Source organism: Tateyamaria sp., from assembly GCF_039945315.1.
GTDB lineage: Bacteria > Pseudomonadota > Alphaproteobacteria > Rhodobacterales > Rhodobacteraceae > Tateyamaria.
The window spans coordinates 14,331-38,410 of sequence record NZ_JBDUXB010000031.1 but is presented as its reverse complement, the minus strand read 5'-3'; the positions used below and the strand labels follow the sequence as shown (position 1 = coordinate 38,410).

Annotated in this window: 24 protein-coding genes and 1 pseudogene; 9 read left to right on the top strand and 16 right to left on the bottom strand. The window is 57.5% G+C overall.

Annotated elements, in window-relative coordinates; translation table 11 throughout:
• Positions 1-45: 45 nt before the first annotated feature.
• The 4 genes from rnr to dapE are packed head-to-tail and all read right to left on the bottom strand — an operon-like array spanning position 46 to position 4,461.
• Positions 46-2,298, bottom strand: coding sequence for a ribonuclease R (rnr, locus tag ABJD00_RS09170; protein ID WP_413834211.1), 2,253 nt, complete (start codon positions 2,296-2,298; stop codon positions 46-48).
• Positions 2,299-2,330: 32 nt separating this feature from the next.
• Positions 2,331-2,900, bottom strand: a complete 570-nt coding sequence (locus ABJD00_RS09165) for a TIGR04282 family arsenosugar biosynthesis glycosyltransferase (protein WP_413834208.1) — start codon at positions 2,898-2,900, stop codon at positions 2,331-2,333.
• A complete protein-coding gene (locus ABJD00_RS09160; RefSeq protein ID WP_413834205.1) occupies positions 2,897-3,319 on the bottom strand; it encodes a GNAT family N-acetyltransferase in 423 nt (140 codons plus the stop codon). The genes ABJD00_RS09165 and ABJD00_RS09160 overlap by 4 nt, the downstream gene beginning before the upstream one ends.
• Complete coding sequence (gene dapE, locus ABJD00_RS09155; protein ID WP_413834202.1) at positions 3,316-4,461, bottom strand: succinyl-diaminopimelate desuccinylase; 1,146 nt, start codon at positions 4,459-4,461, stop codon at positions 3,316-3,318. The genes ABJD00_RS09160 and dapE overlap by 4 nt, the downstream gene beginning before the upstream one ends.
• Positions 4,462-4,706: 245 nt before the next feature.
• Here dapE and ABJD00_RS09150 point away from each other — a divergent pair, with 245 nt between their 5' ends.
• On the top strand, positions 4,707-6,290 hold the full coding sequence (locus ABJD00_RS09150; protein WP_413834199.1) for a Hint domain-containing protein: 1,584 nt from the start codon (positions 4,707-4,709) through the stop codon (positions 6,288-6,290).
• Complete coding sequence (locus tag ABJD00_RS09145; protein WP_413834196.1) at positions 6,287-7,366, top strand: Hint domain-containing protein; 1,080 nt, start codon at positions 6,287-6,289, stop codon at positions 7,364-7,366. Before ABJD00_RS09150 ends, ABJD00_RS09145 begins: the two co-directional genes overlap by 4 nt.
• Here the strand turns inward: ABJD00_RS09145 and ABJD00_RS09140 are convergent.
• Complete coding sequence (locus ABJD00_RS09140; protein ID WP_413834193.1) at positions 7,363-7,722, bottom strand: hypothetical protein; 360 nt, start codon at positions 7,720-7,722, stop codon at positions 7,363-7,365. The two genes, ABJD00_RS09145 and ABJD00_RS09140, sit on opposite strands and share 4 nt — an antisense overlap.
• Positions 7,715-8,542, bottom strand: coding sequence for a 2,3,4,5-tetrahydropyridine-2,6-dicarboxylate N-succinyltransferase (dapD, locus tag ABJD00_RS09135; protein ID WP_413834190.1), 828 nt, complete (start codon positions 8,540-8,542; stop codon positions 7,715-7,717). Before dapD ends, ABJD00_RS09140 begins: the two co-directional genes overlap by 8 nt.
• A 120-nt stretch (positions 8,543-8,662) precedes the next feature.
• Between dapD and ABJD00_RS09130 the strand changes: the two genes are divergently transcribed.
• Both ABJD00_RS09130 and ABJD00_RS09125 read left to right on the top strand, forming a co-directional pair.
• Entirely contained in the window at positions 8,663-9,505 is an 843-nt protein-coding gene (locus ABJD00_RS09130; RefSeq protein ID WP_413834188.1) for an LOG family protein, read from the top strand.
• Between the two features lie 51 nt (positions 9,506-9,556).
• A complete protein-coding gene (locus ABJD00_RS09125) occupies positions 9,557-10,144 on the top strand; it encodes a hypothetical protein (protein WP_413834186.1) in 588 nt (195 codons plus the stop codon).
• Positions 10,145-10,148: 4 nt separating this feature from the next.
• Here the strand turns inward: ABJD00_RS09125 and ABJD00_RS09120 are convergent, their stop codons facing one another.
• From ABJD00_RS09120 to ABJD00_RS09105, 4 genes are all read right to left on the bottom strand, one after another.
• Positions 10,149-10,361: a hypothetical protein gene (locus ABJD00_RS09120; protein ID WP_413834183.1), complete on the bottom strand. Its 213-nt coding sequence runs from the start codon at positions 10,359-10,361 to the stop codon at positions 10,149-10,151.
• 114 nt (positions 10,362-10,475) lie between these two features.
• On the bottom strand, positions 10,476-11,651 hold the full coding sequence (gene rlmN / locus ABJD00_RS09115; protein ID WP_413834180.1) for a 23S rRNA (adenine(2503)-C(2))-methyltransferase RlmN: 1,176 nt from the start codon (positions 11,649-11,651) through the stop codon (positions 10,476-10,478).
• A 135-nt stretch (positions 11,652-11,786) separates the two neighbouring features.
• A complete protein-coding gene (locus tag ABJD00_RS09110) occupies positions 11,787-12,353 on the bottom strand; it encodes a carboxymuconolactone decarboxylase family protein (protein WP_413834178.1) in 567 nt (188 codons plus the stop codon).
• Between the two features lie 132 nt (positions 12,354-12,485).
• Positions 12,486-13,016, bottom strand: coding sequence for an invasion associated locus B family protein (locus ABJD00_RS09105; RefSeq protein WP_413834176.1), 531 nt, complete (start codon positions 13,014-13,016; stop codon positions 12,486-12,488).
• 177 nt (positions 13,017-13,193) lie between these two features.
• On the opposite strand from ABJD00_RS09105, the gene ABJD00_RS09100 reads away from it, so the two are divergent.
• Complete coding sequence (locus ABJD00_RS09100; protein ID WP_413834173.1) at positions 13,194-14,186, top strand: asparaginase; 993 nt, start codon at positions 13,194-13,196, stop codon at positions 14,184-14,186.
• Positions 14,187-14,206: 20 nt separating this feature from the next.
• On the opposite strand, the pseudogene ABJD00_RS09095 reads toward ABJD00_RS09100, so the two are convergent.
• Together ABJD00_RS09095 and serB are read right to left on the bottom strand one after the other, a co-directional pair.
• Positions 14,207-14,520, bottom strand: a pseudogene (locus tag ABJD00_RS09095) (hypothetical protein).
• Between the two features lie 131 nt (positions 14,521-14,651).
• Positions 14,652-15,530 carry a phosphoserine phosphatase SerB gene (serB, locus tag ABJD00_RS09090; protein WP_413834170.1) on the bottom strand — a complete coding sequence of 293 codons (879 nt, stop codon included), beginning with the start codon at positions 15,528-15,530 and terminating at the stop codon, positions 14,652-14,654.
• A gap of 158 nt (positions 15,531-15,688) precedes the next feature.
• Between serB and ABJD00_RS09085 the strand changes: the two genes are divergently transcribed.
• The 3 genes from ABJD00_RS09085 to ABJD00_RS09075 all read left to right on the top strand — a co-directional run bounded on the left by ABJD00_RS09085 (position 15,689) and on the right by ABJD00_RS09075 (position 19,457).
• Positions 15,689-16,831 (top strand): phosphoserine transaminase, encoded by a 1,143-nt coding sequence (locus tag ABJD00_RS09085; protein WP_413834167.1) that lies wholly within the window; start codon positions 15,689-15,691, stop codon positions 16,829-16,831.
• A gap of 77 nt (positions 16,832-16,908) precedes the next feature.
• Entirely contained in the window at positions 16,909-18,507 is a 1,599-nt protein-coding gene (gene serA, locus ABJD00_RS09080) for a phosphoglycerate dehydrogenase (protein ID WP_413834165.1), read from the top strand.
• 206 nt (positions 18,508-18,713) lie between these two features.
• The gene (locus ABJD00_RS09075) at positions 18,714-19,457 is read left to right on the top strand and encodes a metallophosphoesterase family protein (protein WP_413834162.1); all 744 of its coding nucleotides are present in this window, start codon (positions 18,714-18,716) and stop codon (positions 19,455-19,457) included.
• Here the strand turns inward: ABJD00_RS09075 and tdh are convergent.
• The 4 genes from tdh to ABJD00_RS09055 form a co-directional block, all read right to left on the bottom strand.
• Positions 19,454-20,491 (bottom strand): L-threonine 3-dehydrogenase, encoded by a 1,038-nt coding sequence (gene tdh / locus ABJD00_RS09070; protein ID WP_413834159.1) that lies wholly within the window; start codon positions 20,489-20,491, stop codon positions 19,454-19,456. The two genes, ABJD00_RS09075 and tdh, sit on opposite strands and share 4 nt — an antisense overlap.
• A complete protein-coding gene (locus tag ABJD00_RS09065; protein WP_413834157.1) occupies positions 20,491-21,675 on the bottom strand; it encodes a glycine C-acetyltransferase in 1,185 nt (394 codons plus the stop codon). The genes tdh and ABJD00_RS09065 overlap by 1 nt, the downstream gene beginning before the upstream one ends.
• Before the next feature lie 85 nt (positions 21,676-21,760).
• Positions 21,761-22,168, bottom strand: a complete 408-nt coding sequence (locus tag ABJD00_RS09060; protein WP_413834155.1) for an STAS/SEC14 domain-containing protein — start codon at positions 22,166-22,168, stop codon at positions 21,761-21,763.
• A gap of 43 nt (positions 22,169-22,211) precedes the next feature.
• Positions 22,212-22,772, bottom strand: coding sequence for a helix-turn-helix domain-containing protein (locus tag ABJD00_RS09055; RefSeq protein WP_413834371.1), 561 nt, complete (start codon positions 22,770-22,772; stop codon positions 22,212-22,214).
• Positions 22,773-22,870: 98 nt separating this feature from the next.
• Here ABJD00_RS09055 and ABJD00_RS09050 point away from each other — a divergent pair, with 98 nt between their 5' ends.
• Positions 22,871-24,052 (top strand): acetyl-CoA C-acyltransferase family protein, encoded by a 1,182-nt coding sequence (locus tag ABJD00_RS09050; protein WP_413834153.1) that lies wholly within the window; start codon positions 22,871-22,873, stop codon positions 24,050-24,052.
• Positions 24,053-24,080 lie beyond the last annotated feature (28 nt).

Genomic DNA, 24,080 nt, shown 5'->3' with positions numbered 1-24,080 from the left:
ATGACCTTACCATACATCCTGTCAGAAAATGGCAGTAAGAATGCGCTAGCGCTTACGGCTGACCTTGCGCTTGACCTTGTCGCCGCGACGCTTGGACTTGACGGCCTTGCGGCGCGGACTGCGGCCCGCGGGGCTGGTCCGGCCTTTGGGCAGCGATTGCCCATCCAGCGCCAAAAGTTCGAGAGCAATGCCGCCCGTGACTGGCACCGCTTCGGCCAGACGGACGGTGGCGCGTTGGCCCACACTGATGGTCAACCCGGTGTCTGCTCCCATCAGCGTGCCCGCCTCACGATCAAAGTGGAAATACTCTGCACCGATGGAGCGCATGGGCACCAACCCATCTGCGCCACTGTCATCCAGCTTCACAAACACGCCGAACTTGGCGATGCCAGCCACGCGCCCTTCCATCTCGTCCCCAACCCGTTCGCTAAGGTACGCGGCCAGATACCGGTCTGTCGTGTCCCGTTCAGCGGCCATAGACCGCCGTTCGGTGTCCGAGATATGCGTGCCCGTTTTTTCCAGCGTGTCCGCATCCTCGGCGCGCAACCCGTCATTGCCCCAGCCATGCACCGAAATCAGCGCGCGGTGCACGATCAGGTCAGCGTAACGCCGGATGGGCGAGGTGAAATGCGCATAGTTCTTTAATGCCAGCCCGAAGTGACCAAAGTTCGTAGGTCCGTAGTAGGCCTGCGTCATCGAACGCAAAGTGGACAGGTTGATCAACTCCGCATCATCCGTATCGCGCGCCTGTCCCAGCAGACGGTTCAGGTGTGCCGTCTTCAGGACCTGCCCTTTGGCAAGGTTGAGGCCAGCCGCCTGCGCAGTTTCACGCAAGGCTTCCAGCTTTTCTGGCGCAGGCTCTTCGTGGTTGCGAAACAGGAGGGGTGATTTCTTCGCGTTCAGCGTCTCGGCCGCGGCGACATTGGCCAAGACCATGAACTCTTCGATCAGGCGGTGCGCATCCAGACGATCCTTGAACGCGACAGATGAAACCGTGCCGTCTTCCTCCAGCACGATCTGACGTTCCGGCAGGTCCAGCTCAAGCGGTTGTCGCCGGTGACGCGCATCAAGCAACGCGGCGTAGGCGGCGTAGAGTGGTTTCAAAACAGGCTCTAACAAAGGCAAAGTGCGTGCGTTCGGAGTACCGTCTATGGCCGCCTGAACCTCTTCATAATTTAGCGATGCAGGCGAACGCATGAGGCCCCGGTGGAATTCATGCCCAATCTTTTCCCCATGCGCATCGATCTGCATGCGCACGGCGATACATGCCCGCGGAACGCCCTCGTGCAGCGAGCACAGATCACCCGACAATCGATCTGGCAGCATCGGCACAACACGATCCGGGAAGTAGGTCGAATTTCCTCGCTTTTTCGCTTCGCGATCCAACGCAGAACCGGGCGTGACGTAGGCCGCCACATCCGCAATCGCCACCCAGATGACATGCCCGCCCTTATTCTTGGGATCGTCATCAGCATGTGCGTAACAGGCATCGTCATGATCGCGCGCATCCCATGGATCAATGGTGATCAGGGGCATGTCGCGCAGATCGGTGCGCCCTTTCAACCCCTTTGACTTTTGCGCATCTGCTTCGGCAACCACATCATCGGGAAAGGCATCCGGGATGCCGTGTTCATGGATGGCGATCAGCGACACGGCCTTAGGTGCGCCCGGATTACCGAGGCGTTCAACCACGCGGGCGCGTTGCAGCCCGATGCGCGACTTGGGGCCAGCCTGCTCGGCCTCGACCAATTCGCCGTCCTTCGCCCCACCCGTCGCATCACTTGGCACAGACCATTCGTTCTGGTTGCCCTTGTTCACCGGAACGATCCGACCGCCTTCGGCACCTTGGCGAAAAACACCAAGAATACGGGCTGGGTTGGACCCGATACGGCGGATCAGGCGAGCTTCGTAGTGGTGGTCATCGGCCTGTACTAGCGTCAAGCGCGCGAGGATGCGGTCGCCAGCGCCAAGGGCAGGATCAGAAGCGCGGGGTATCACCAGCACTTTGGGTTCAACCCCGGTACCGTGCCATTCCATGGGCCGAGCGAACAAATCGCCATCATCGTCCGGGGCGGACACAAGCAGCACGCTGACTGGCGGCAGACGGTCTGGGTCAGAATAGGTTTTCTTGCGCTTTTCAAGATGGCCTTCTTCAGCCAGTTCCTTGAGCAAACGCTTGAGGTCAATCCGCGCAGCCCCTTTTATGCCAAAGGCCTTGGCAATATCGCGCTTGGCTGTGAGGGTCGGATTTGCGGCGATCCAGTCAAGGATCTCGGGCTTGGATGGGATGCGGCTCATGCCGGATCAGGTAGCACGCATGCCATATGACGTCATGGCAAATCGTCGCCTGTATCAACATCGGCGAGCGTTGAGATCAGCGCGATCCGTTTCCCGGCAAGCGCCGCACGGCTATCCGCCAGCGCGTGTTCGCTGGACCAGCGCACTCCATCCAACGCACGAGGATGCAAAACAGAGCTTAACTTGGCCCCGATGAGCCAGTATCCCCCATCTGGGGCCGGTCCGAACACTGCGTCATGGCGCCCAAGTGCTGCAAATCCGTCAGCGATATGTGCACGTGTAATGCCTGGAACGTCGGCCCCGATCACACAAACCGGGCCGCCCGCATTGCGCATCATGCGTACCATCCGGTCTCCCAAATTGCCCCGACCCTGCGGCCAACGCGCGAAATGCGCAGGCCAACAGCGCGACGAAACGCCTTCGATGTCTGGCGCAACCGCCAGAACCACATCCCAGCGCGGATCCTCAGTCTGACGCAACAAACGCCTAACCTGATGACGAAACCACCACGTTGCAGGAACCATTCCAATGTCGCGCCCCAGTCGAGTCTTGACCCGACCCGGACGCGGTACCTTGACCATGATCACCAAAGTGGATCTCAAAGAGCGCGTTCCATGTCCCGGTGTGGGATTCCTGCATCGTCATAGACGGGCCCAAATGCCGCAAACCCCAGTTTCTCATAGAATGCCATCGCGTGGGTCTGCGCACCCAGCTTTGCACGTGTTAGTCCCGGTTGCTGCCGCGCTATTTCAATACACGCCATTATGATCGCTGCACCAAGGCCCGTGCCCCGCGCGTCCTTCAAAACGCAAACGCGCCCAATCGCCGCTACATTTTCAGCGATCAGTATCCGTGCGCAGCCAAGAGGTTCTCCGTCCATAGTAGCCAGAACATGCAACGCTTCTTCGTCGCGACCATCTATTTCGTCCGCTAGACTTACGCCCTGTTCCTCCATGAACACGGTCCGGCGCAATGCAAGACAGGCCGCCACGTCGTCAGTCTGCGAAATCGTCCAATTCATGCGAAATAGTCTCGCAAGATACGCCCATAGATCGCCTTGAGCTGGTGGATGTGGTCGACACGAACATGTTCATCAACCTTGTGCATCGACTGGCCAACAAGACCAAATTCAACGACCGGGCAATGGTTTTTGACAAAACGAGCATCCGATGTCCCGCCACTGGTGCTGAGCACTGGAACGACACCTGTCTCGGCCTCAACCGCACGGGCCACAAGATCAGACAATGGGCCGGGTGGTGTCAGAAAGCTCTCGCCCGACACTTTGATGCGCACGTCAACTTGGACGCCATATTGGGTCGCGATCGCTTCGGCCTGTGCATTGAGCCAAGCAGAAAGACTGTCACCACTATGGAGATCATTGAAACGGATGTTCAAGGCAGCACGGGCCTCGGCTGGGATCACGTTGGTCGCCGGATTGCCCGTGTCCACGGTGACGATCGCCAGCGTCGACGCATCAAAATGATCGGTGCCTTGATCCAACTCGTGGCTGGCGAGTTGATCCATCAACCGGATCAGAGGCGGCAAAGGATTGTTGGCACGGTGCGGGTAGGCCGAATGGCCCTGTACACCCGTCACCGTAAACCATGCGGTCATTGAGCCACGTCGCCCGATCTTCATCATCTCACCCATGGTTTCAGGGCAGGTTGGCTCCCCTACCAGACAGACACTCATCGCCTCGCCTGTTTCAGTCATCTGGTCGAGCAAGGCCGTGGTCCCGTCGGTCGCATCACCTTCCTCATCTCCAGTGATAGTAAGGATGATGGCCCCGTCCGGAGGTGTGTTTGAAACAAAGTCCACGGCGGCTGCGGCAAAAGCGGCAACACCGGATTTCATATCCGTCGTGCCCCGTCCGTACATAATGCCATCTTGTATCGTAGCCCCGAACGGATCCATCGACCACGCGGCCGCGTCACCCACCGGCACAACATCCGTATGACCGTTGAAGCCGAGACTGCGTGCATGTCCTTTGGGGCCCCATCGGGCGAACAAATTGCGGATACCGCCACGATCAGCCCAAACGCACTCGAAACCGGAATTCTCCAAAAGTTCGTGCAATACATCCAGCGCCCCACCATCTGCAGGGGTCACAGACGGACAGCGCACAAGATCAGCTGTCAGCGCGACGGGATCAATATCTGACATAGGTCACTCCTACCGCAGGTTGTGGCGAAAAGGTCGCGTTTCCGGGGCTTTGGTCCGACAACACAGTTAACAACAGGTTAACTCCTGTGCTAGACTCCTAGGATAATAGTACAGCCCGAGGCAGGGTAACAGCAGTTCGGTCGCCAACGTGCGACCATACCAAAGTGCAATATCTGCACGTTATGACACGCGGAAAACCGCGTGCACTGCGCCTGTTCTGCGTTCGGTCTTGAAGCAGGCAGAACATGGTTTCAGCAATAGAAATCCCCGTCACAACCGTGCGAGAAGGCACCAGCGCTGAAGATATGGCTAACGCCATTTTCGGGAATGGCGTCTCTGTCGAGTCTGCGTCCTACACTGGTGATATCGACAGCGCTGGTATCTTCAACGTGGACAACGATGACGCCTTGGGCGCAACACCGGGAAGAACCGGCGTTATTCTGTCTACTGGCGATGCTGAGGACTATACCAATTCCTCCGGCGAGGCGAACCAGTCAAATTTCACCTCTACAAACACCCGCGGACAAAACAACAACAGTGATTTCAACGCTGCCGCGGGCCTGCGCACCTATGATGCGTCTTATCTTGACGTCGACTTCATACCCGATCACGACGTGATGACCATGCAATTCACGTTCAGTTCGGATGAATTCCCCGAGTTCCAGAATTCGATTTTTCAGGATCTTGTCGGAGTCTGGGTCAACGGGCAATTGGTCGAAATGGAAGTCGGCAATGGCGACATCGACCCGGGCAACGTCAACAACGCCACAAACGAAAATCTCTACGTCGACAACACCAACGATGGTTTTAATACAGAGATGGACGGGTTTACCGTGACACTCAGCCTGACGATGGTTGTGAATCCAGGGGAGTTGAATACGATCCGGCTGGGGATTGCAGATGTCGGTGACAGCTCTTTTGACTCGAACTTGCTGATTGCAGCCAATTCCGTTCAAACAGAACTGGTTGCCATAACGGACACGTTGAACGTGAACCCGAACGGGTCCAACACCATCAATGTCCTTGATAACGATCTCAGTCCGTCAAATTCGACACTGACCATAACCCATATCAACGGCCAACCAGTCACCCTCAACAGCGAAGTTATTTTGTCGACCGGGCAGAAAGTCATTGTCGGCGAGAACGGTGAACTCACCATCGAGGGCGATGGTGATGAAGACGAATTCAACTTCACCTATGCCATTTCGGATGGAGTGAATACAGATACCGGATTCGTCAACGCAACGTCCATTCCCTGTTTTGTGGCCGGAACTCGCATTGCCACCCCGCGCGGTGATGTGGCAGTGGAGGATCTGCGCCCGGACGATCTGGTGTTGACGCAGGATGATGGCCCACAAGCCTTGCGGTGGATCGGTAAGCGATCAGTTGCCGCTGTAGGTGCCTTTGCACCCATACTGATACGAGCTGGTACCTTTGGGCCGCATGACGATGTGATGGTGTCACCGCTACACCGTGTTCTGATCCGCGACAGCCTGTCCGAGTTGTTGTTTGGCGAGGCAGAAGTGCTCATCGCCGCTAAAGACCTTGTGAATGATCATTCTGTCACCCGGCGCAACGGCGGCGAAGTTACTTACGTCCATCTGATGTTCGATAAGCATCAGGTGGTTTTCTCCGATGGGCTTGCGACCGAGAGCTTTCTGCCAGGGCCGCAGACGGTGAAAAGTATGGAAGCTGAAGTGGTCGATGAAATATGTGCCATTTTCCCTGAATTAGACCCACATACAGGCGATGGTTACAGCCCTGCAGCACGCCGTATGCTCAAAGGGTATGAGGCCACGTTGTGGCGTACAGCACAGGCCGCTGCATGAGTTGGGTCGGGCTGACAGATCACCTGGACGGCCGTTTTGCCCGTTCGGGTTTGGACCGCGATCATTCGGGGGCGACCTTGCCGAAGCGGCTAGAACGCGGGACATTTATGTTTGAGACACATGTACCCGGACAGGTGCGCCCGCACGACCTTTTCGGGACCACGCACCTTTCTCCATGGCCACGCGCTCTGATGTTCAGCGCACTCCCCGGCGGCGGCATCGCCATGGTGCACCGCCACAAGGACGACCTGATCCATTCTGCGCTAAAATGGTCGAGTGATGGCAGGGCATATACCTTGCGTGTGACCTATTCATGGGACACGCGCCAGAATTGGGGCCGGCTGGCACTGGAAAAACCCGAGGGGGCGCAAACGATCACTAACACGATGTACGCCGCGCACCCTCAGCTGACCGACGACACGCGTGATTTGATGTTGGGCACGGCAGAGAGGACTCTGTCGCGGGATGTGGTCTTCGCCGGATTATCCACCAAGATCACACCAATTGGACCAATGCCGACACTGCATCCTGCAACACCTATCGCAACGCCCGGCGGTTACAAAGAGGCAGGACGTCTGCAACGTGGCGACACAGTAATCACAGATACCGGCGCCATCGTGCCGGTATTGAATGCAGTACGCACGCGCGTTCCCGCACGAGGCAGTTTTGCTCCTGTGCGCCTCCGCGCGCCCTACTTCGGTCTTACCCAAGACATCATCGTAGCTCCAGAACAACGGCTGGTGTTACGAGGGTCCGAGGTTGAATACATGTTCGGACAAGAAGCGGTGCTGGTTCCCGCACGTCACGTGGTCAATGGCTATGCCGCAACTTGGGCCACCAGCGGAGCCCTTGTAGATTATGTGCAGGTTGTCCTGCCGGGGCATGAGGTCCTGTTTGCAGCCGGATGCGCGGTAGAAAGTCTCTATATAGGGCGGATCAGGCGGGATGAGTCGCGGTTGGCAGCCAGTGTGCTACACGATGTACCAAGTCGACTGCTTCCAGAACACGCCAAACCATATCACCAGGTGTTGCGCCCGTTCGAAGCTATTACATTGCTGGATCAGCGCGCCGCTTAGTCCGTCTCAGGTTCATCGCCAAAGAACGGGGTCATTTGGGCCACGATGACTGAATTCTCGTCCAGAGTACGTTGCATCAATTCACGTTCATCCGCGCCAATCTCGTGACCCTCGGCTTCTCGATCAGCCAATGTGCCATATCCCGTCACGTCCAAAGGGGCAGTGTCCGCCTGCTTAAGCAGGGCCACGGTTTCGCGCACAGCCTCCGCCTCGTCCACGCCACTGGCAAAACAAATCAATGCTGCCCCGGTCGCGCCTTCGGGCAGGCCGTCACCAGTCTTGCGGCCAATCTGCACCACAAGAGTGTAGACCTGCTGGCGCGACGGTTTCTTGGGCTTTTTGCCCGTGTCAGTCACGCAGCAACTCGTTGATGGATGTTTTTGAGCGCGTTTGTGCATCGACCTTTTTCACGATCACCGCGCAATACAGATTCACGCCGTTTTTGGACGGCATGGACCCAGCGACAACAACCGATCCCGCGGGTACTTCGCCATAGGTGAATTCACCGGTTTCGCGATCTACGATCTTGGTCGACTGACCAATGAATACACCCATGCCCAGAACCGAGCCTTCGCGCACGATGCAGCCTTCAACCACTTCAGAGCGGGCTCCGATAAAGCAGTTGTCTTCAATAATGGTTGGACCCGCCTGCATTGGCTCAAGCACGCCGCCAATGCCAACGCCGCCTGACAGGTGAACATTCTTGCCAATCTGCGCGCAGGAACCGACCGTAGCCCATGTATCGACCATGGTCCCGCTGTCGACATAAGCGCCAAGGTTCACGAATGACGGCATCAGCACCACGCCAGGCGCGATGAAGGCAGACTTTCGCACGACGCAGTTGGGCACAGCCCGGAAACCAGCGGTCCGCCACTGGTTATCGCCCCAGCCTTTGAATTTGGAATCGACCTTGTCCCACCAGCCTCCGCCCTGCGGACCGCCATCCTGCTGTTCCATGTCCTTGATCCGGAAACCCAGCAACACGGCCTTCTTGGCCCACTGGTTTACGTGCCAATCACCGCTGTCCTGCCGTTCGGCTACGCGCAACTGACCGCTATCCAGCGCGTTCAATGTGTCTTCGATCGCCTCACGCATTTCTCCGGTGGTCGCGGGTGTGATCGTGTCACGGGCCTCCCAAGCGGCTTCGATGGCGGTTTCAAGCTGTGCGTTGGACATCGCGTCGTCTCCCCAAATGATCGCGGCGCTTAGACAACAATCCGAAGCACCTTGCAATCACATCTGGGCAAGCCCGTGTTCGCCGGGTACGCTGCGGACTGGCCACAGGAGCACGCCTTGATGAAAGACGACCGACACAGCCCGTTTCGGGACGCCCATACAGACCGCACTGCCGCCGAAGGGGTTCCAGACACGCCCCAAACCCGTTCGCCCGCCTATGCGCTTGCCTTTGCGGACGAGGAATTTATGTGCCGGGAAGAATTGCGGCCGGTCCGGTTACAGCTTGAATTGCTCAAACCCGAACTGATGATGAACGAAGCTGGCGTGGAATCCACCATCGTCATGTTTGGCGGCGCGCGCATCCCGGACCCTGTAGACAAGGATTCAGCGCGGACTAAAACGCTCGCAGATCTGTCGCACTTTTATGACGAGGCGCGTATATTTGCACGCCTGATGACCGAAAAATCCGTGGCCACTGGTGGAACCGAAAACATCATCGTGACAGGAGGCGGCCCCGGCGTAATGGAGGCAGGCAACCGCGGTGCGTACGACGCCGGTGGACGTTCCATAGGACTAAATATCGTTCTGCCATTCGAACAGGCGCCGAATTCTTTCGTCACACCCGATCTTGCGTTCAACTTCCACTACTTTGCCATTCGCAAGATGCACTTTCTGATGCGTGCCCGTGCAATCTGTGTGTTTCCTGGCGGGTTTGGGACGCTGGACGAACTCTTTGAATCACTGACCCTGATCCAGACCGGGCGCATGGAACGTGTGCCTTTCCTGCTGTTTGGCCGCGCGTTCTGGGAGGGGATTATCAATTGGGAAACCCTATCCGATGCTGGTACCATATCGGCGGACGATCTGGACTTGTTCCGCTTTGTTGAAACGGCCGAACAGGCCATTGATATCATCGACACTTGGGGTCCAACCGAGAAATGCGGCGAAGTGCCGGGGCGCTAATACCTCACCCGATCAAAGTCGGTGGACGCAAAACTTACGGAGAAACATACAATGAAAACGACCATGCTTGGCGGTATCATTTTTCTTATTCCAGTCGCTGTCATAGCGATCCTTCTTGCCAAGATTTTTCAGCTAAGCATGGTTGTGGCGGAACCAATCGACCAGATCATCCCGATCAGCAGCGTTGCGGGCGTCGCGTTCGTGAACTTCCTTGCAATCATTGTGATCCTTGCCGTCTGCTATATCGCAGGCTTGCTGGCAAAAACCGCGTTCCTGTCAGGAAAGGTTGGAGTGGTTGATGGTTTGCTGACCGATACAATCCCCGGCTATGCCGTTGCCAAGGGCGTACTCGGCAGTGTTTCCAAAAAGGAAGACTTGGCAGCCATGCTGCTCCCGGTTGTTGTGCGGTTCGACGATTATGAGCAAATCGCATTCGAGATCGAGCGCGAAGGCACCAAAGTTGTTATTTTCCTGCCCGGCGCGCCGTCAGCATGGTCCGGTTCGACTGTTATCGTGGACGCGGCGCGGGTACAGAAACTCGATTTACCGACTCACAGAACGATCAAGCTGATGCGTGTTCTGGGACGTGGGTCACTTCAGGTTCCAAACGAGGCGCCTAGCAAAAGCGCCGAGGCTTGATGCGTTAGGCCAATGCTTTGGCAGGGAGAACGCACACTTTGACGCGGTTCAGCATTGTCTCGACAATGTCACCGGCTTCCGTTTCGCGGATACTATAGCCAAAACCGGCCAGACGGTGTTTCCATTCGCGACGCGACAGCGCTTTGCTTCGTTCGCTCATGACAAAATCAAAAATTTGCGCTTCTGCAAATTGGTCTTGGTCAACAATGATCGACATGGGTTTTCTCCAGATTTTCAAATTCTATGTAATGATCATCGCAACGCAGAATGGAGACAATCGTTCACGATCTGGAAATTGTTAGGACCAATTGTGGCCGGTATCTGAACGGATTCAACCCAGGCCTGCATCTGCCGCAATTTGCGCACGGCTTTTGCGCGCGCGTTCAGTCGCAGACTTTAACTGGCCGCAAGCTGCCATGATGTCTTCGCCCCGAGGTTTGCGGATCGGGCTGGCATAACCGGCCTTGTAGATGATGTCGGCAAAGGCGCGGATGCGGTTGTTCGAACTGCGGGTATAAGGCGCGCCCGGCCATTCATTGAATGGGATCAGATTGATCTTGGCCGGGATGCCCTCAATCAGCTTGATCAGACGGTGGGCGTCTTCGTCGCTGTCATTCACCCCGTGCAGCATCACATATTCGAACGTGATGCGTTCCGAGTTGCGGCCACGCGGATAGGCCCGCAAAGCCTCAAGTAATGTTTCAATGTTCCAACGTTTGTTGATTGGCACCAACCGATTGCGAACCTCATCCGTCGTGGCGTGAAAGGACACAGCCAACTGACATCCGATCTCGTTCGCCGTACGCTCAATCTCGGGCACGACGCCACTGGTGGAGAGCGTGATGCGGCGGCGGCTAAGTTGAATGCCTTCCTCGTCCATCGCGATCTTCATCGCGTCACGCACATTTTCAAAGTTGTAAAGCGGCTCACCCATGCCCATCAGAACGATATTGCTAAGCAACCGCGTTTCATCCTTGGGCGCACCCGGCACGGGCCACTCCTCCAGATCATCACGCGCCATCATAACCTGCCCGATAATCTCTCCGGCCGTCAGGTTACGAACCAGTTTTTGCGTGCCTGTATGGCAGAATGAACAAGTGAGCGTGCATCCGACCTGAGAGGAAATACACAACGTGCCGCGCCCTTCTTCAGGAATATAGACAACCTCGACCTCATGACCGCCCGCTATGCGAACCAGCCACTTGCGGGTGCCGTCTTCGCTGACCTGCTTGGACACAACCTCAGGAATCTCGATCACAAACTTTTCGGCCAGTTCGGCGCGATAGGCTTTGGACAAGTTCGTCATCACATCAAAATCGCGAACACCCCACTGGTAAATCCACTGCCAGATCTGGCCCACACGCATCTTGGCCTGCTTTTCTGGGGTTCCGTGAGCGATCAACGCCTCACGCATGGCCGCACGGGTCAAACCAACAAGGTTCACAGGTCCCTCCGGCAGCTTCCGAGGGATCGTCAATACATCTTGTGTAATCGGCGCGTCAGCCATGGCGAGGTCCAAACAGATAAGGTGATGGGCTCCTATATAGGAAAAGCGCGGGCGATCAAAAGGATTCGCCCGCGCCTTCTTTTAGCGAGAATTACTGCCAAGGTTCGAAAGGCGCAGCAGCGCCCCATCGACCTCTTACTCAGCTGCAATGGCCTTGGGTTCCCATGCAAAAGGGGCAAAGGCCGCGTCTGTGGGCGTGTCAAACAACGCGTTGGTAAAGTTCGAAAGAACCTTTTGACCGTAAATCAAAATCGTGTCGAGAATCGCGCGTTCGCCGTAGCCGGCCGCCTCAAACGCAGCAATTGCGTCCGCACCCGGTCGGCCGTGGGTGTCGCGAATGGCCAAAGTGAACGTGCGCAACGCTTCCAACTTTTCCGGAAGTGGTGTCTCATCACGCAGTGCATTCACAATGCTTTCGTCAATCTTTTCCATCTTCGCAATACCCGTGTGTGCGGGCACACAGTAGTGACAACGGTTGGCCACGTTGACGGTCATCCAGACGACGGTGCGCTCTTCCGGGGTAAAGGCGGTGCCGTGGATCGCGAGGCGATGCAGATGCTGATAGCCTTCCAGCAAACCAGGGCTTGTCGCCATCACGCCATGCAAGCTGGGCAGGCGCCCAAATGCTTTGATCGAGTTTTCCAGAAGTGGCTTTGACGCTTCAGGGGCAGTGTCGAGTGTATGAACTGTGGTGTTAACCATGTCAGATTCCTTTTCGGGTTGCATGACAGTCCACCTAGTATGGAACTGATCAGTTCCATACTCTCCAAAAGCAGAAAGGGGTCGTGCAAATCTGCACAACCCCTCACCCGTTTTTGATTTGCCAGACCAGGCTCAGCTGCTGCAGCGGGCCTCGGCATCCTCGACGGCCGCGGTAAACCCAAGCAAGGAAAACGTGTCCTTCGTCGTCGTTCCGCGACTTGAAACACCCGTCACAATTGCGTCTGCACCACGCTTCATTGCAGTTACAATCTTGCTGTCATCAGTTGGAGTCGCAGGCCATGCCCATTCGCCATCCGTAAACAGTTCAAACTCGTTGCCCGAGATGTTGATGTTGACCGTAGATCCCGAGCGAAACGGATATCCGCCAGTAAAGGCAACCTGCCCCTTGGCCTCAGCACTGGGGCGATAAAACACCATCAGCAAAATCTGTCCGCGCGTGGCGGCGACAACGCGGCCTTCGCGGGTGTTCACCGTCTCTTTCGGAGTGGCCACGCCCCAGCACTCCGTTGGGTCGTCTTCGACAAAGACGCTCCAGTCCGTTTTGGCGGCCACACGGTTCGTGCTTTGCTCTTGAGCCATTGCACCACCGGCCAAAAGCGACAGTGCCCCCAGTCCAACTGCGATCTTAGACTTTAATCCCATTTTTACAGCCTCCAAGCTGTCCAAACCTCAATCACTGCACCGCTCCTCATGGCGCGCCATTTTCGGCGCATTCTCTTGCAAGGGCGGCAATTCTTCTCGACAAGTGGCACAGTAGCGCGAAACGCGCGACGCGGGAATGGGCAATTGGCAGGTTTTCGCGCAGATGTGAGGGAAATTATGACGCATCCAGCCCATGGCGCTGTCACACTGGCCGAAGTGTGGCGTGGACCGTTTCTTGAAAGCGCCCATCAGGGCCATGCTGTCGTCTGTGACGAGACAGGTCAGATCGTACATGCTTGGGGTGTGCCCGAGGCGATCGTGCTGCCGCGTTCATCCTCCAAAATGCTACAGGCGCTGCCTCTGATCGAAAGCGGCGCGGCAATGGCTTTTGACCTGAACACGGAACATCTGGCACTGGCCTGCGCCTCCCATCAGGGTGCGCCAATCCACGTCGAAAAAGTCGGCGCTTGGCTGGATCATATCGGGCGCAACGATGATGATTTCTGTTGCGGACCCCAAGCATCACGCGACGCCGATCTGCGGGTTGCGATGATCCGGGCCCATGAACAACCGTGCCGCATACACAACAACTGCTCAGGCAAACACGCCGGATTCCTCACCTTGGCCAAGCATTTGGGCGCAGGCCCAAACTACGTGGCACTGGATCATCCGGTACAGACTGCCTGCCTCGAAGCGTTCGAGCGAATGACGCAGGAGTCGTCCGCCGGGCACGGTATCGATGGCTGCTCTGCCCCGAACTTTGCCTGCACGATGCATGGCATGGCCCGGGCCATGGCAACGTATGCTTCCGCTGGCGACGACAGCCCACAAGGCCAATTGCGCAACGCCATGGCGCTGCATCCGGATCTGGTGGCAGGAGAAGGGCGCGCTTGTACCCGCCTGATGCGCGCGGCGGGCGGAAAGGTTGCGATAAAAACTGGGGCCGAAGGGTACTTTATCGCCATTCTGCCCGAACAGAAATTGGGCGTCGCGCTCAAGATCAACGATGGTGCGACGCGGGCCAGCGAATGCGCCATGGCGCAAATCCTCGTGAAACTCGGCGCGCTAAATCCCAACCACCCAGAGGCACTGGCCTACACAAACGGTGTGATCAAAAACTGGGATGGCCTTGAAACCGGATACCTGCGGGCGGCCCCGGCACTGCTATGATGGTTGGCGACGCGTTCGCCTTACATATCGATCACAGGGGCCACTTCGACTGAGCCGGACCCATCGGCAATCATTGGACATCCGTTGGCCATTTCGCAGGCGGCATCAATCGTATCGGCTTGGACGACTGTAATCCGGACAGCGGGTTGGCACCCCCATCCCCTGTCACGCCGCCCTGCGACACTGTCATGGACTGACCAACCGGTGCACCCCCGTCCACGACGGCGCCCCCCATCACAGCATACCAGTCATTCCACGCGGCCATCATCCGCGCACCCTCTTCCGGCGTCTCGGGCATCCCGCCCCCGTGATAGGCAAAAACGAATTTCGGCATAACAAGGCTCCCTCTCCGTGCTGAATATGTGCAGTATATCACATTACCCGGCGGCCCCACAGCGCGTAGATCCACCACTTCTCTGATTTAAAAAATCCCGGGGGAGTCCGAAGGACGGGGGCAGAGCCCCCTCAAACGCTCACAAATTCAGACCGGGCATAGCCTTGCAAGTACAAGAGGGCCGTCAGATCGCCAAAGTTGATGCGCACATCACATTGGGCCGCCACGCTTGGCTTGGCATGCAAGGCCACCCCCATTCCGGCGCGCTGCAACATGCCAAGATCATTGGCGCCGTCACCGACCGCGAGCACATCCGACGTTGCCAGCCCAAGGCGATCCGTAATCTCATTCAGCGCATCCACCTTGGCCTGTTGCCCAAGGATTGGCATCCCGACCTCTCCGGTCAAAACGCCACCGTCCGCCAACAATGTATTTGCCCGGTTCTCATCAAAACCCAGCTCGTCCGCAACCGAGGATGTAAAGGCCGTGAATCCACCCGACACAAGGGCTGCATAGGCCCCATGCGCCTTCATCGTGGCAAGCAAGGTCGCGCCGCCCGGCATGTAACTGATGCGCGTGGCCAGCACGTCGCCAATCACAGTCTCGGGCAGGTCTTTCAGCAACCCGACGCGCTCGCGAATGGCGGCCTCAAAGTCCAGCTCGCCGTTCATCGCACGCGCGGTGATGTCCTTGACCCGCGCGCCCACGCCAGCAACATCCGCCAATTCGTCAATGCACTCCTGCTGGATCATCGTGCTGTCCATATCCGCCAGCAGCATGGCCTTGCGCCGCCCTGCCAGCGGCAAGATCACCAGATCAACACCCAGACCCTGAACATCCGCCCAGACATCCCACCGATTGTCCGGAATAGACGTCAGAGAAAACGCTGCCGCCTCATCCGGCGCCAACCACTGAGCGTCACCGCCACCCCAGGCATTACGCAAACTGTCGACCAACGCAGGGTCCAAAGGTGGACCAGCAGGATCAGTCAAAAGGGTGCAAACGAACATGAGCCGAGTTTCCGAAAGGCGACGGGCCTGTCGCAAATAAACGCCCAAGCGGCGCTATAGCCCCCAATCCCCGCTTGCACCACCCCGGCCACACCCGTAGATGCGTCCGTGGGACACCCTTCCCCAACGAAGGGCGATTATCTGTAAGGATAGCAGAAATGACTATGACACAACCGGGCGCGCGCCCGGCAAATCCGCGCTTTTCTTCTGGCCCATGTGCCAAACCCCCCACACATGACCTGACCGCTCTGGCCGACGCCCCCCTTGGGCGCTCGCACCGTGCCGCCGTTGGTAAGGCCAAGCTGAAAAAGGCGATCGAAGACACCCGTGTGATTCTTGGGGTGCCGGACGATTACCGCATCGGGATCGTCCCGGCTTCCGACACTGGCGCTTACGAAATGGCGATGTGGTCACTGCTGGGCGAACGGCCCGCAGAAATGGTCGCATGGGAAAGCTTTGGCGCAGGCTGGGTCACGGATGTGGCCAAGCAACTCAAGATCGATCACACCGTCCACACCGCCGAATATGGCGAGATCGTGGATATGGCCGCGCTGAACTACGACAACGATGTTTGCTTCACATGGAACGGTACGACGTCCGGCGTGCGCATGCCAAACGGCGACGCCATCCCGGCGGATCGTGCTGGGCTGACGCTGTGCGATGCTACCTCTGCCGCCTTCGCGATGGACCTGCCTTGGGACAAATTGGATGTGACCACGTTCAGCTGGCAAAAGGTGCTTGGCGGAGAAGCAGCCCACGGCATGCTGATCCTGTCACCTCGCGCCGTTGAGCGGCTGGAAAATTACACGCCGCCATGGCCCATGCCCAAAATCTTCCGCCTCACCAAAGGTGGCAAGCTGATCGAAGGCATCTTTGTCGGAGAGACGATCAATACGCCCTCTATGCTGGCGGTTGAAGATTACCTGTTCTCGCTGGAATGGGCGCGTTCGGTTGGTGGTCTGCAGGGTCTGATCACACGAGCGAGTGCCAATGCTGCTGCCATTTCCGCCTTTGTAGAGACACATGATTGGATCGCAAACCTTGCCACAGACTCGGCAACGCAATCGACAACGTCCGTGTGCCTGAAATTCACTGACGACCGGATCAAGGACGGTGCTGCATTTGCCAAAGCTGTGGCCAAACGGCTTGCAGACGAAGACGTGGCCCTCGACATCGGCGCCTATCGCGACGCCCCTCCGGGCCTGCGCATCTGGTGTGGTGGCACCGTCGAAACCTCGGACATCGAGGCAATGCTGCCCTGGCTCGACTGGGCCTTCCAAGCCGAAATCGAGGCGCAGTAGACCTGCTCTTTATCCCCACCCATCACCTGTAAGGCGGACGTATCGTCCGCCCTCCCCGATATCAAAGGACCACAGATATGGCTCCCAAAGTACTCATCTCCGACAAACTCTCTCCTGCCGCCGTCCAAATCTTTAAGGACCGCGGGATCGAGGTGGATTTCCAACCCGACCTTGGCAAAGACAAGGACAAACTGGCCGAAATCATCGACCAATATGACGGCCTCGCGATCCGCTCAGCGACGCGCGTGACGCCGACGATACTCAAAAACGCGACCAACCTGAAAGTCATCGGACGCGCAGGTATCGGCACAGACAACATCGATAAGGAAGCCGCCTCAAAAAAAGGGGTGATCGTCATGAACACACCCTTTGGCAACATGATCACGACAGCGGAACACGCCATCGCGATGATGTTCGCCGTGGCGCGTCAAATCCCCGAAGCCTCTGCATCGACCCATGCTGGCAAATGGGAAAAGTCGAAATTCATGGGCACCGAACTGACCGGAAAAACTTTGGGTGTGATCGGTGCAGGTAATATCGGCGGGATCGTGTGCGATCGCGCCCGTGGCCTCAAGATGAAGGTGCTGGCCTTTGATCCGTTCTTGAGCACTGACAAGGCGAACAAGATGGGCGTGGAAAAGGTCGAACTGGATGACCTGATTGCCCGCGCCGACTTTATCACCTTGCACGTACCCAAGACCGAGCAGACCGCCAACATGATCACCGCCGAACGCATCGCGATGATGAAGCCCGGCGTGCGGATCATCAACTGCGCGCGCGGCGGTCTGGTAGATGAGGCGGCGCTGGCCGAAGCCCTCAAATCCGGCCATGTCGCGGGTGCCGCCTTCGACGTTTTCGCCGAAGAACCCGCCAAAGAAAACGCGCTGTTCAACTTGCCCAACGTCGTCGTCACACCGCACTTGGGCGCAGCGACGACCGAAGCACAGGAGAACGTTGCCCTTCAGGTGGCCGATCAAATGGCGAACTACCTGCTCACGGGCGCTGTCGAAAACGCGCTCAACATGCCGTCGGTCACAGCCGAAGAGGCCAAAGTGATGGGTCCGTGGGTCAAATTGGCAGGGCATTTGGGCAGCTTTGTCGGCCAGATGACAGACGAGCCGATCAAGGCGATCAACATCCTCTATGACGGTGTCGTTTCCGAGATGAACCTCGAGGCCCTTAATTGTGGCGTGATTGCAGGCATCATGAAGCGGGCCAACCCGGACGTGAACATGGTCAGCGCGCCAGTTGTCGCCAAGGAACGCGGGATCAAGATCTCGACCACCAATCAGGACAAATCTGGCACTTTTGATGGCTACATCAAAGTGACCGTCGTGACCTCCAAACGCGAACGCTCCGTTGCGGGCACCGTGTTCTCGGATGGTAAGCCGCGCTTTATCCAGATCAAAGGCATCAACATCGACGCCGAGATCGGGGAAAACATGCTGTATACGACCAACGAGGACGTGCCCGGTATCATCGGTCTGCTTGGCAACACGATGGGCAAGAACGGCGTCAACATCGCGAACTTTACCCTCGGGCGGAACTCCGTCGGGGGCGAGGCGATTGCCCTATTGTATGTGGACAATCCAATCCCGAACGATGTGCTGCAAACACTCGAAAACACTGGCATGTTCACCCAAGTAAAACCGCTGGCCTTCGACGTCGCGGGATAACTGCAAGTGCGTAAGGCGGAGCACACCTCTGCTTTACGTTTCAGCGTGCTTCACGTCAGAACAAAATTAAGATCCGGACCCGGCTCAGGGATTGCCCAATTTCACGGCAACGCCCACGACAACTAAATTGTGACCATGCCTTCGCCTTACATCTGCCACCGAATCCCGGTAGGCGATGAGCAATTCAATTTTGCTGCCGGAATATTATGTCAGACCCCATTTATGCCATCGGCGATATCCACGGACAAACCGAAGAACTGCACCGCGTCCTCGACTTGATCGAGGACGATGGGGGTATCGACGCACAAGTGGTTTTCCTGGGTGATTATGCGGATCGCGGACCAGACAGTAAGGGCGTTCTGGAAACTCTAGTGGCGGGGCAACAGGCCAAGCGGAACTGGACTTTCCTCAAGGGCAATCATGACCGCATGTTTGAGTGGTTCATGCAGCACCCGCTCCTTCATGATCCGTATATGATGGTCGAACTCTACTGGCTGCACCCGCGGTTGGGCGGGGATACGACGCTTGGGTCCTATGGCGTTGATGCCGGACCCCAAAGGCGCGAGAAAGACGTGCAGGCCGACGCGCGCGCCTCGGTGCCTAAAGAACACGTGAAATTCCTGGAAAACCTCAAACTGTCTCACACGGTCGGCGATCTTTTGTTCGTTCATGCCGGTATCCGCCCCGGCGTTCCGCTCAAGAAACAAACCGAAGAAGACATGCTTTGGATCCGGAACGAGTTCCACGATTTTACCGGTGCGCACCCAAAGCTTATCGTGCACGGCCATACGCCAGTGCGTCATGCCACGCACTACGGAAATCGCGTCAATCTGGACATCGCTGCGGGGTATGGTGAACCGCTGACAGCCGCCGTGTTCGAGGGCAAAGAGGCGTGGATCCTGACCGAACAGGGCCGCCAACCCATTAACAGTGTCGCAACCGTCGCTTAGGTCCAGTCCAGCACGACCTTGCCCGAGGACCCAGACTTCATCGCCTCAAACCCTTTGGCAAAGTCACGCGCGGCGAAGCGGTGCGTGATCACGCCTGACACATCCAAACCGTTTTGCAGCATGGCAATCATTTTGTACCACGTCTCAAAAATCTCGCGCCCGTAGACCCCTTTGATCGTAAGGGCTTTGAATACGATGCGGCCCCAATCCACTGGGCTTTTGCCCGGCGGGATACCCAGCATCGCGATTCGTCCGCCCATCGTCATAGCTTCGACCATCGGATCCAGTGCGATCTGATTGCCCGACATCTCAAGTCCAACGTCAAAGCCCTGTTTCATCTTCAAGCCCGGCATGATGCTGGCGAGATCTGTATCAGTGACGTTCACCGGGACCACATCAGCCACCTGTGCAGCCAGCGCGAGGCGATCAGGGTTCACATCGGTGATTACCACATTGCGCGCACCCACATGGCGGGCAACAGCGGCAGCCATGATTCCAATGGGGCCTGCACCCGTCACCAGAACATCCTCACCCACCAGATCAAAGCTGAGCGCAGTGTGTACGGCATTTCCAAGCGGGTCGAGGATCGCGCCAATATCATCACTGATCTCGTCCGGCAGAGGCACTACGTTAAAGGCAGGCAGCCGCAAATATTCTGCAAACGCCCCTTGTTCATTCACCCCGATCCCGCGCGTCGCCGGATCAAGGTGGAATTTGCCCGCACGGCTTTGGCGGGATGTCTTTCCGATCAGATGCCCTTCTCCCGAACACCGCTGACCAAGGTCCAGATCCCGCACATTAGAGCCGATTTCCACAATTTCTCCGGCAAACTCATGCCCGGTGATCATCGGGGTGGGTACCGTACCGGCCGCCCACTCATCCCAGTTCCAAATGTGTATATCCGTGCCGCAAATCCCAGTTTTATTCACGCGGATCAGCACGTCATCTGGGCCAATCTCGGGCACCGGAGCGGTGACTTGCCACAGCCCTTCGCGTGGATGCGTTTTTTCAAGAGCGATCATTTCATTGGTCATTACAACACGCCCACAGCTTTGCCCGCGGCCTTAAACGCGGCAAGTCCCCGGTCCAGATCATCTCTGGTCAAGGCGGCGTTCATTTGCGTGCGAATGCGGGCCTGCCCGCGCGGAACCACGGGAAAGAAAAAACCGGAGACATACACGCCTACCTCAAACAACCGCGCCGCCATGTCCTGCGCCACCTGCGCTTCGCCCAACATTACGGGGATGATAGGGTGTTCGCCTGGTAACAGGTCAAACCCAAGGTCCGTCAGGCCAGTGCGCCAGTAGGCTGCGTTGTCAAATAATTGCGCGCGCAGTGCGTCGCCCTCTTCAACCAACCGGATCGCCTCGATCCCTGCAGCGACAATTGCAGGCGGCAAGGAATTCGAAAACAGGTAGGGTCGTGCGCGTTGACGCAACAGATCGATCACCGGCTGGGGTCCTGCAATGTAACCACCGATGGACCCGCCAAGAGCCTTGCCCAGTGTGCCCGTCAGAATGTCGACATCGACATTGGCATGGGCTGGGGTGCCTGCTCCTTTTGGTCCCATGAACCCGGTCGCGTGGCAGTCATCCACCATGACCAGAGCGTCATAGCGCGCCGCGAGTTCGGTAATCTCAGGCAACTTCGCCAGATACCCATCCATCGAAAACACACCGTCCGTAGCGATCATGATGTGACGCGCACCAGCGGCACGGGCGGCCTTCAATTGTGTCTCTAAGTCGTCCATATCACTGTTGGCATAGCGAAACCGCTGCGCCTTGCACAAACGGATGCCATCGATGATCGACGCGTGATTCAGCGCATCCGATATGATCGCATCTTCTTGGCCCAAAAGGGGTTCAAACAGCCCTCCGTTCGCGTCAAAACAGGCGGCAAACAAGATAGCGTCGTCTTTGCCCAGAAAGCCAGCGAGCCTCTGTTCCAGTTGCCGGTGCAGATCTTGCGTGCCGCAAATGAATCGCACAGAAGCCATACCAAACCCATGACTTCGCATCGCACCACCCGCCGCCGCCACAAGGTCAGGGTGATCTGCCAGACCCAGATAATTGTTGGCGCAGAGGTTCAGTACTTCGCGATCCCCAACCGCAATTTTTCCGCCTTGGGGCGAGGTGATCATGCGCTCGCGCTTGGTCATCCCGTCTGCTTCGATCTGAGCAAGCGTGTCAGTGATCTGAGAGAGAAAGGCAGTGGTCATGATGCGGCTCCTTTACCGCATCTCTAACATATCGGATATGATTCCTAAATAGAGGATTTCTATCTTACCGCACAAAAATCCGCGATTACGGATCAGCAGCTATGGCAGGCGGCGCAGACGCCCAGGCGCGCGCCTCTTCTGCATCGACAAGCGGAAACCAGCGAACGTCAAAACGGGTGATCGGATCGACAATCTTTTCGTAGTATTCCAACCAGCCCTGATCCCCGACGATCGCCATTCGTTCAATGTGTGTCCAGATCGTTCCCAGTCGCTTCAGCTTGTCGCCGATCACGCTCAGGTTCGGTTTGGGCATAGCGTGTAATTCACAATATAGGCGCAGTTTGGTGCCATTTTCCCGAGCTGCGTCGATGCAATCCCATATGGGTTGAACCGACTCCGGTTCGAGATCACCGCCGTAAATCGCATAAGCGAGCAAGCCAGCATCCGGGTCGTTGAAGTCAAGAAAAACCAGTCCGTTTGGGTCGTCGGCCATGGGTAAACTCCTTTGCAATCAAAGCCGCCTACATCTTCTATACTTAGGCATTCTTCACGATCAAAAAAGCCCTCGCCGCACCCACAGCACTAATCCGATGCACGACATCCGCTGCATATCGCGCCGTATCACCTGCGGAAATCCGTTCAGAAGACTCTCCTGACATGACATCAACCACACCTTCGATCACCGTCAAATGTTCGCGGGCCCCACGTCTGTGGGCCTGACTGTCCAGCACACCGCCATCCGCAAAGCGTAGCTCGTAGACTTCGTGCATGCCTGCGTCTTCCGGGGCGCTGAGGATGCGAATGGCGCACCCGGTGCCGCAGGCTTCGATCTGCGGTACGTCAGCCGCGCGCAACACTTCGATAAACGCGCTGCCCTGCTCTTCGAGCAATCCGGCAAAATCCACCTGCAATGCCTTTGTCAGGTTCCAGAGTGTCGCGATGGTGGGCGAGGACTCGCCTCGCTCAATCTGGCTGACCATAGACCGGCTGACGCCAGACAATTTAGCGACCGCGTCCAAAGACAGACCTTGGACACGCCGCGCCTCTTTCAGGCGGGCAGGCAACAGGGATAAGATAGCGTCGGTTTCATCCGTCATAACAGAGAGATGCCCGTGCCGTTGCGTCGGTGTCAAGGTGCAGGGGTTCCTTTGCCCTGCGCGCACCGTCATCATGGCCCCAACTCAGGAGGATCAACATGACCCAAGATATCGTCATTTTGGACGGCGCGCGCACAGCCATCGGCACATTCGGTGGCGCTCTTGCCGGGACCACACCAATTGACCTTGGCACTGTGGCCGCGAAGGCGGCGCTTGAACGCTCAGGCGTGGACGGCGGCCAGATCGGTCATGTTGCTTTTGGCCATGTCATTAACACCGAACCGCGCGACATGTATCTCAGCCGCGTCGCTGCAATGCAGGCCGGGGTGCCCGACAGTGTTCCGGCGATGAACGTGAACCGTCTGTGTGGGTCGGGCGTGCAGGCTATTGTGTCTGTCATTCAGTCACTGATGTTGGGCGATGCGGAATTTGGCCTTGCCGGTGGGGCCGAAAATATGTCCCGCTCGCCGTTTATCATTCCGGACCAGCGCTGGGGTGCCAAGATGGGGGATGTGCGCACGCTTGATATGATGCTGGGAGCGCTCAACTGTCCCTTTGGAACGGGGCATATGGGCGTCACTGCAGAAAACGTGGCCGCAGAGCATCAGATCACACGCGCAGATCAGGACGCTTTTGCCATGCATAGCCAAGAACGGGCGGCAGCGGCAATTGCAGACGGGCGTTTCGATAGTCAGATCGCGCCTGTACAGGTGCGCGTGAAACGCGACACCGTTGCCTTTGAAGTCGATGAACATCCAAAGGCCACGAGCCTTGAGGCGCTGGGCGGATTGCGACCCGTCTTTCAAAAAGATGGCTCAGTCACCGCAGGCAACGCGTCAGGCATAAACGACGGCGCAGGCGCTGTTGTGCTTGCGACGGCTGAGGCGGCGCAAAAGGCCGGACTCAAACCCCGCGCCCGGGTGCTTGGCTATGCCCATGCCGGGGTACGACCCGAGGTGATGGGGATCGGCCCGATCCCAGCGGTGCGTAACCTGCTTGAGCGCACGGGCTTGTCGGCCGAGGATTTCGACGTTGTGGAGTCAAACGAAGCCTTTGCGGCGCAAGCTCTCGCTGTGTCCAAAGACCTTGGCCTCGATCCCGCCCGCGTGAACCCAAATGGTGGCGCCATCGCGCTGGGCCATCCGGTTGGGGCAACAGGTGCAATCATCACGATCAAAGCGCTCTATGAATTGGAGCGGATCGGCGGTTCGAAGGCTCTCATCACTATGTGTATCGGCGGGGGTCAGGGCATCGCACTTGCTATTGAGCGCATGAGCTGAGGATCGAACGCTCTAAGGTTCGACCTCA

Excerpts from the sequence above, each read along its gene's own strand:
- rnr (WP_413834211.1), bottom strand. The coding sequence starts at position 2,298 with ATGAGCCGCATCCCATCCAAGCCCGAGATCCTTGACTGGATCGCCGCA.
- ABJD00_RS09160 (WP_413834205.1), bottom strand. The coding sequence starts at position 3,319 with ATGAATTGGACGATTTCGCAGACTGACGACGTGGCGGCCTGTCTTGCA.
- dapE (WP_413834202.1), bottom strand. The coding sequence starts at position 4,461 with ATGTCAGATATTGATCCCGTCGCGCTGACAGCTGATCTTGTGCGCTGT.
- ABJD00_RS09150 (WP_413834199.1), top strand. The coding sequence starts at position 4,707 with ATGGTTTCAGCAATAGAAATCCCCGTCACAACCGTGCGAGAAGGCACC.
- ABJD00_RS09145 (WP_413834196.1), top strand. The coding sequence starts at position 6,287 with ATGAGTTGGGTCGGGCTGACAGATCACCTGGACGGCCGTTTTGCCCGT.
- dapD (WP_413834190.1), bottom strand. The coding sequence starts at position 8,542 with ATGTCCAACGCACAGCTTGAAACCGCCATCGAAGCCGCTTGGGAGGCC.
- ABJD00_RS09130 (WP_413834188.1), top strand. The coding sequence starts at position 8,663 with ATGAAAGACGACCGACACAGCCCGTTTCGGGACGCCCATACAGACCGC.
- ABJD00_RS09125 (WP_413834186.1), top strand. The coding sequence starts at position 9,557 with ATGAAAACGACCATGCTTGGCGGTATCATTTTTCTTATTCCAGTCGCT.
- ABJD00_RS09120 (WP_413834183.1), bottom strand. The coding sequence starts at position 10,361 with ATGTCGATCATTGTTGACCAAGACCAATTTGCAGAAGCGCAAATTTTT.
- rlmN (WP_413834180.1), bottom strand. The coding sequence starts at position 11,651 with ATGGCTGACGCGCCGATTACACAAGATGTATTGACGATCCCTCGGAAG.
- ABJD00_RS09110 (WP_413834178.1), bottom strand. The coding sequence starts at position 12,353 with ATGGTTAACACCACAGTTCATACACTCGACACTGCCCCTGAAGCGTCA.
- ABJD00_RS09105 (WP_413834176.1), bottom strand. The coding sequence starts at position 13,016 with ATGGGATTAAAGTCTAAGATCGCAGTTGGACTGGGGGCACTGTCGCTT.
- ABJD00_RS09100 (WP_413834173.1), top strand. The coding sequence starts at position 13,194 with ATGACGCATCCAGCCCATGGCGCTGTCACACTGGCCGAAGTGTGGCGT.
- serB (WP_413834170.1), bottom strand. The coding sequence starts at position 15,530 with ATGTTCGTTTGCACCCTTTTGACTGATCCTGCTGGTCCACCTTTGGAC.
- ABJD00_RS09085 (WP_413834167.1), top strand. The coding sequence starts at position 15,689 with ATGACTATGACACAACCGGGCGCGCGCCCGGCAAATCCGCGCTTTTCT.
- serA (WP_413834165.1), top strand. The coding sequence starts at position 16,909 with ATGGCTCCCAAAGTACTCATCTCCGACAAACTCTCTCCTGCCGCCGTC.
- ABJD00_RS09075 (WP_413834162.1), top strand. The coding sequence starts at position 18,714 with ATGTCAGACCCCATTTATGCCATCGGCGATATCCACGGACAAACCGAA.
- tdh (WP_413834159.1), bottom strand. The coding sequence starts at position 20,491 with ATGACCAATGAAATGATCGCTCTTGAAAAAACGCATCCACGCGAAGGG.
- ABJD00_RS09065 (WP_413834157.1), bottom strand. The coding sequence starts at position 21,675 with ATGACCACTGCCTTTCTCTCTCAGATCACTGACACGCTTGCTCAGATC.
- ABJD00_RS09060 (WP_413834155.1), bottom strand. The coding sequence starts at position 22,168 with ATGGCCGACGACCCAAACGGACTGGTTTTTCTTGACTTCAACGACCCG.
- ABJD00_RS09055 (WP_413834371.1), bottom strand. The coding sequence starts at position 22,772 with ATGACGGATGAAACCGACGCTATCTTATCCCTGTTGCCTGCCCGCCTG.
- ABJD00_RS09050 (WP_413834153.1), top strand. The coding sequence starts at position 22,871 with ATGACCCAAGATATCGTCATTTTGGACGGCGCGCGCACAGCCATCGGC.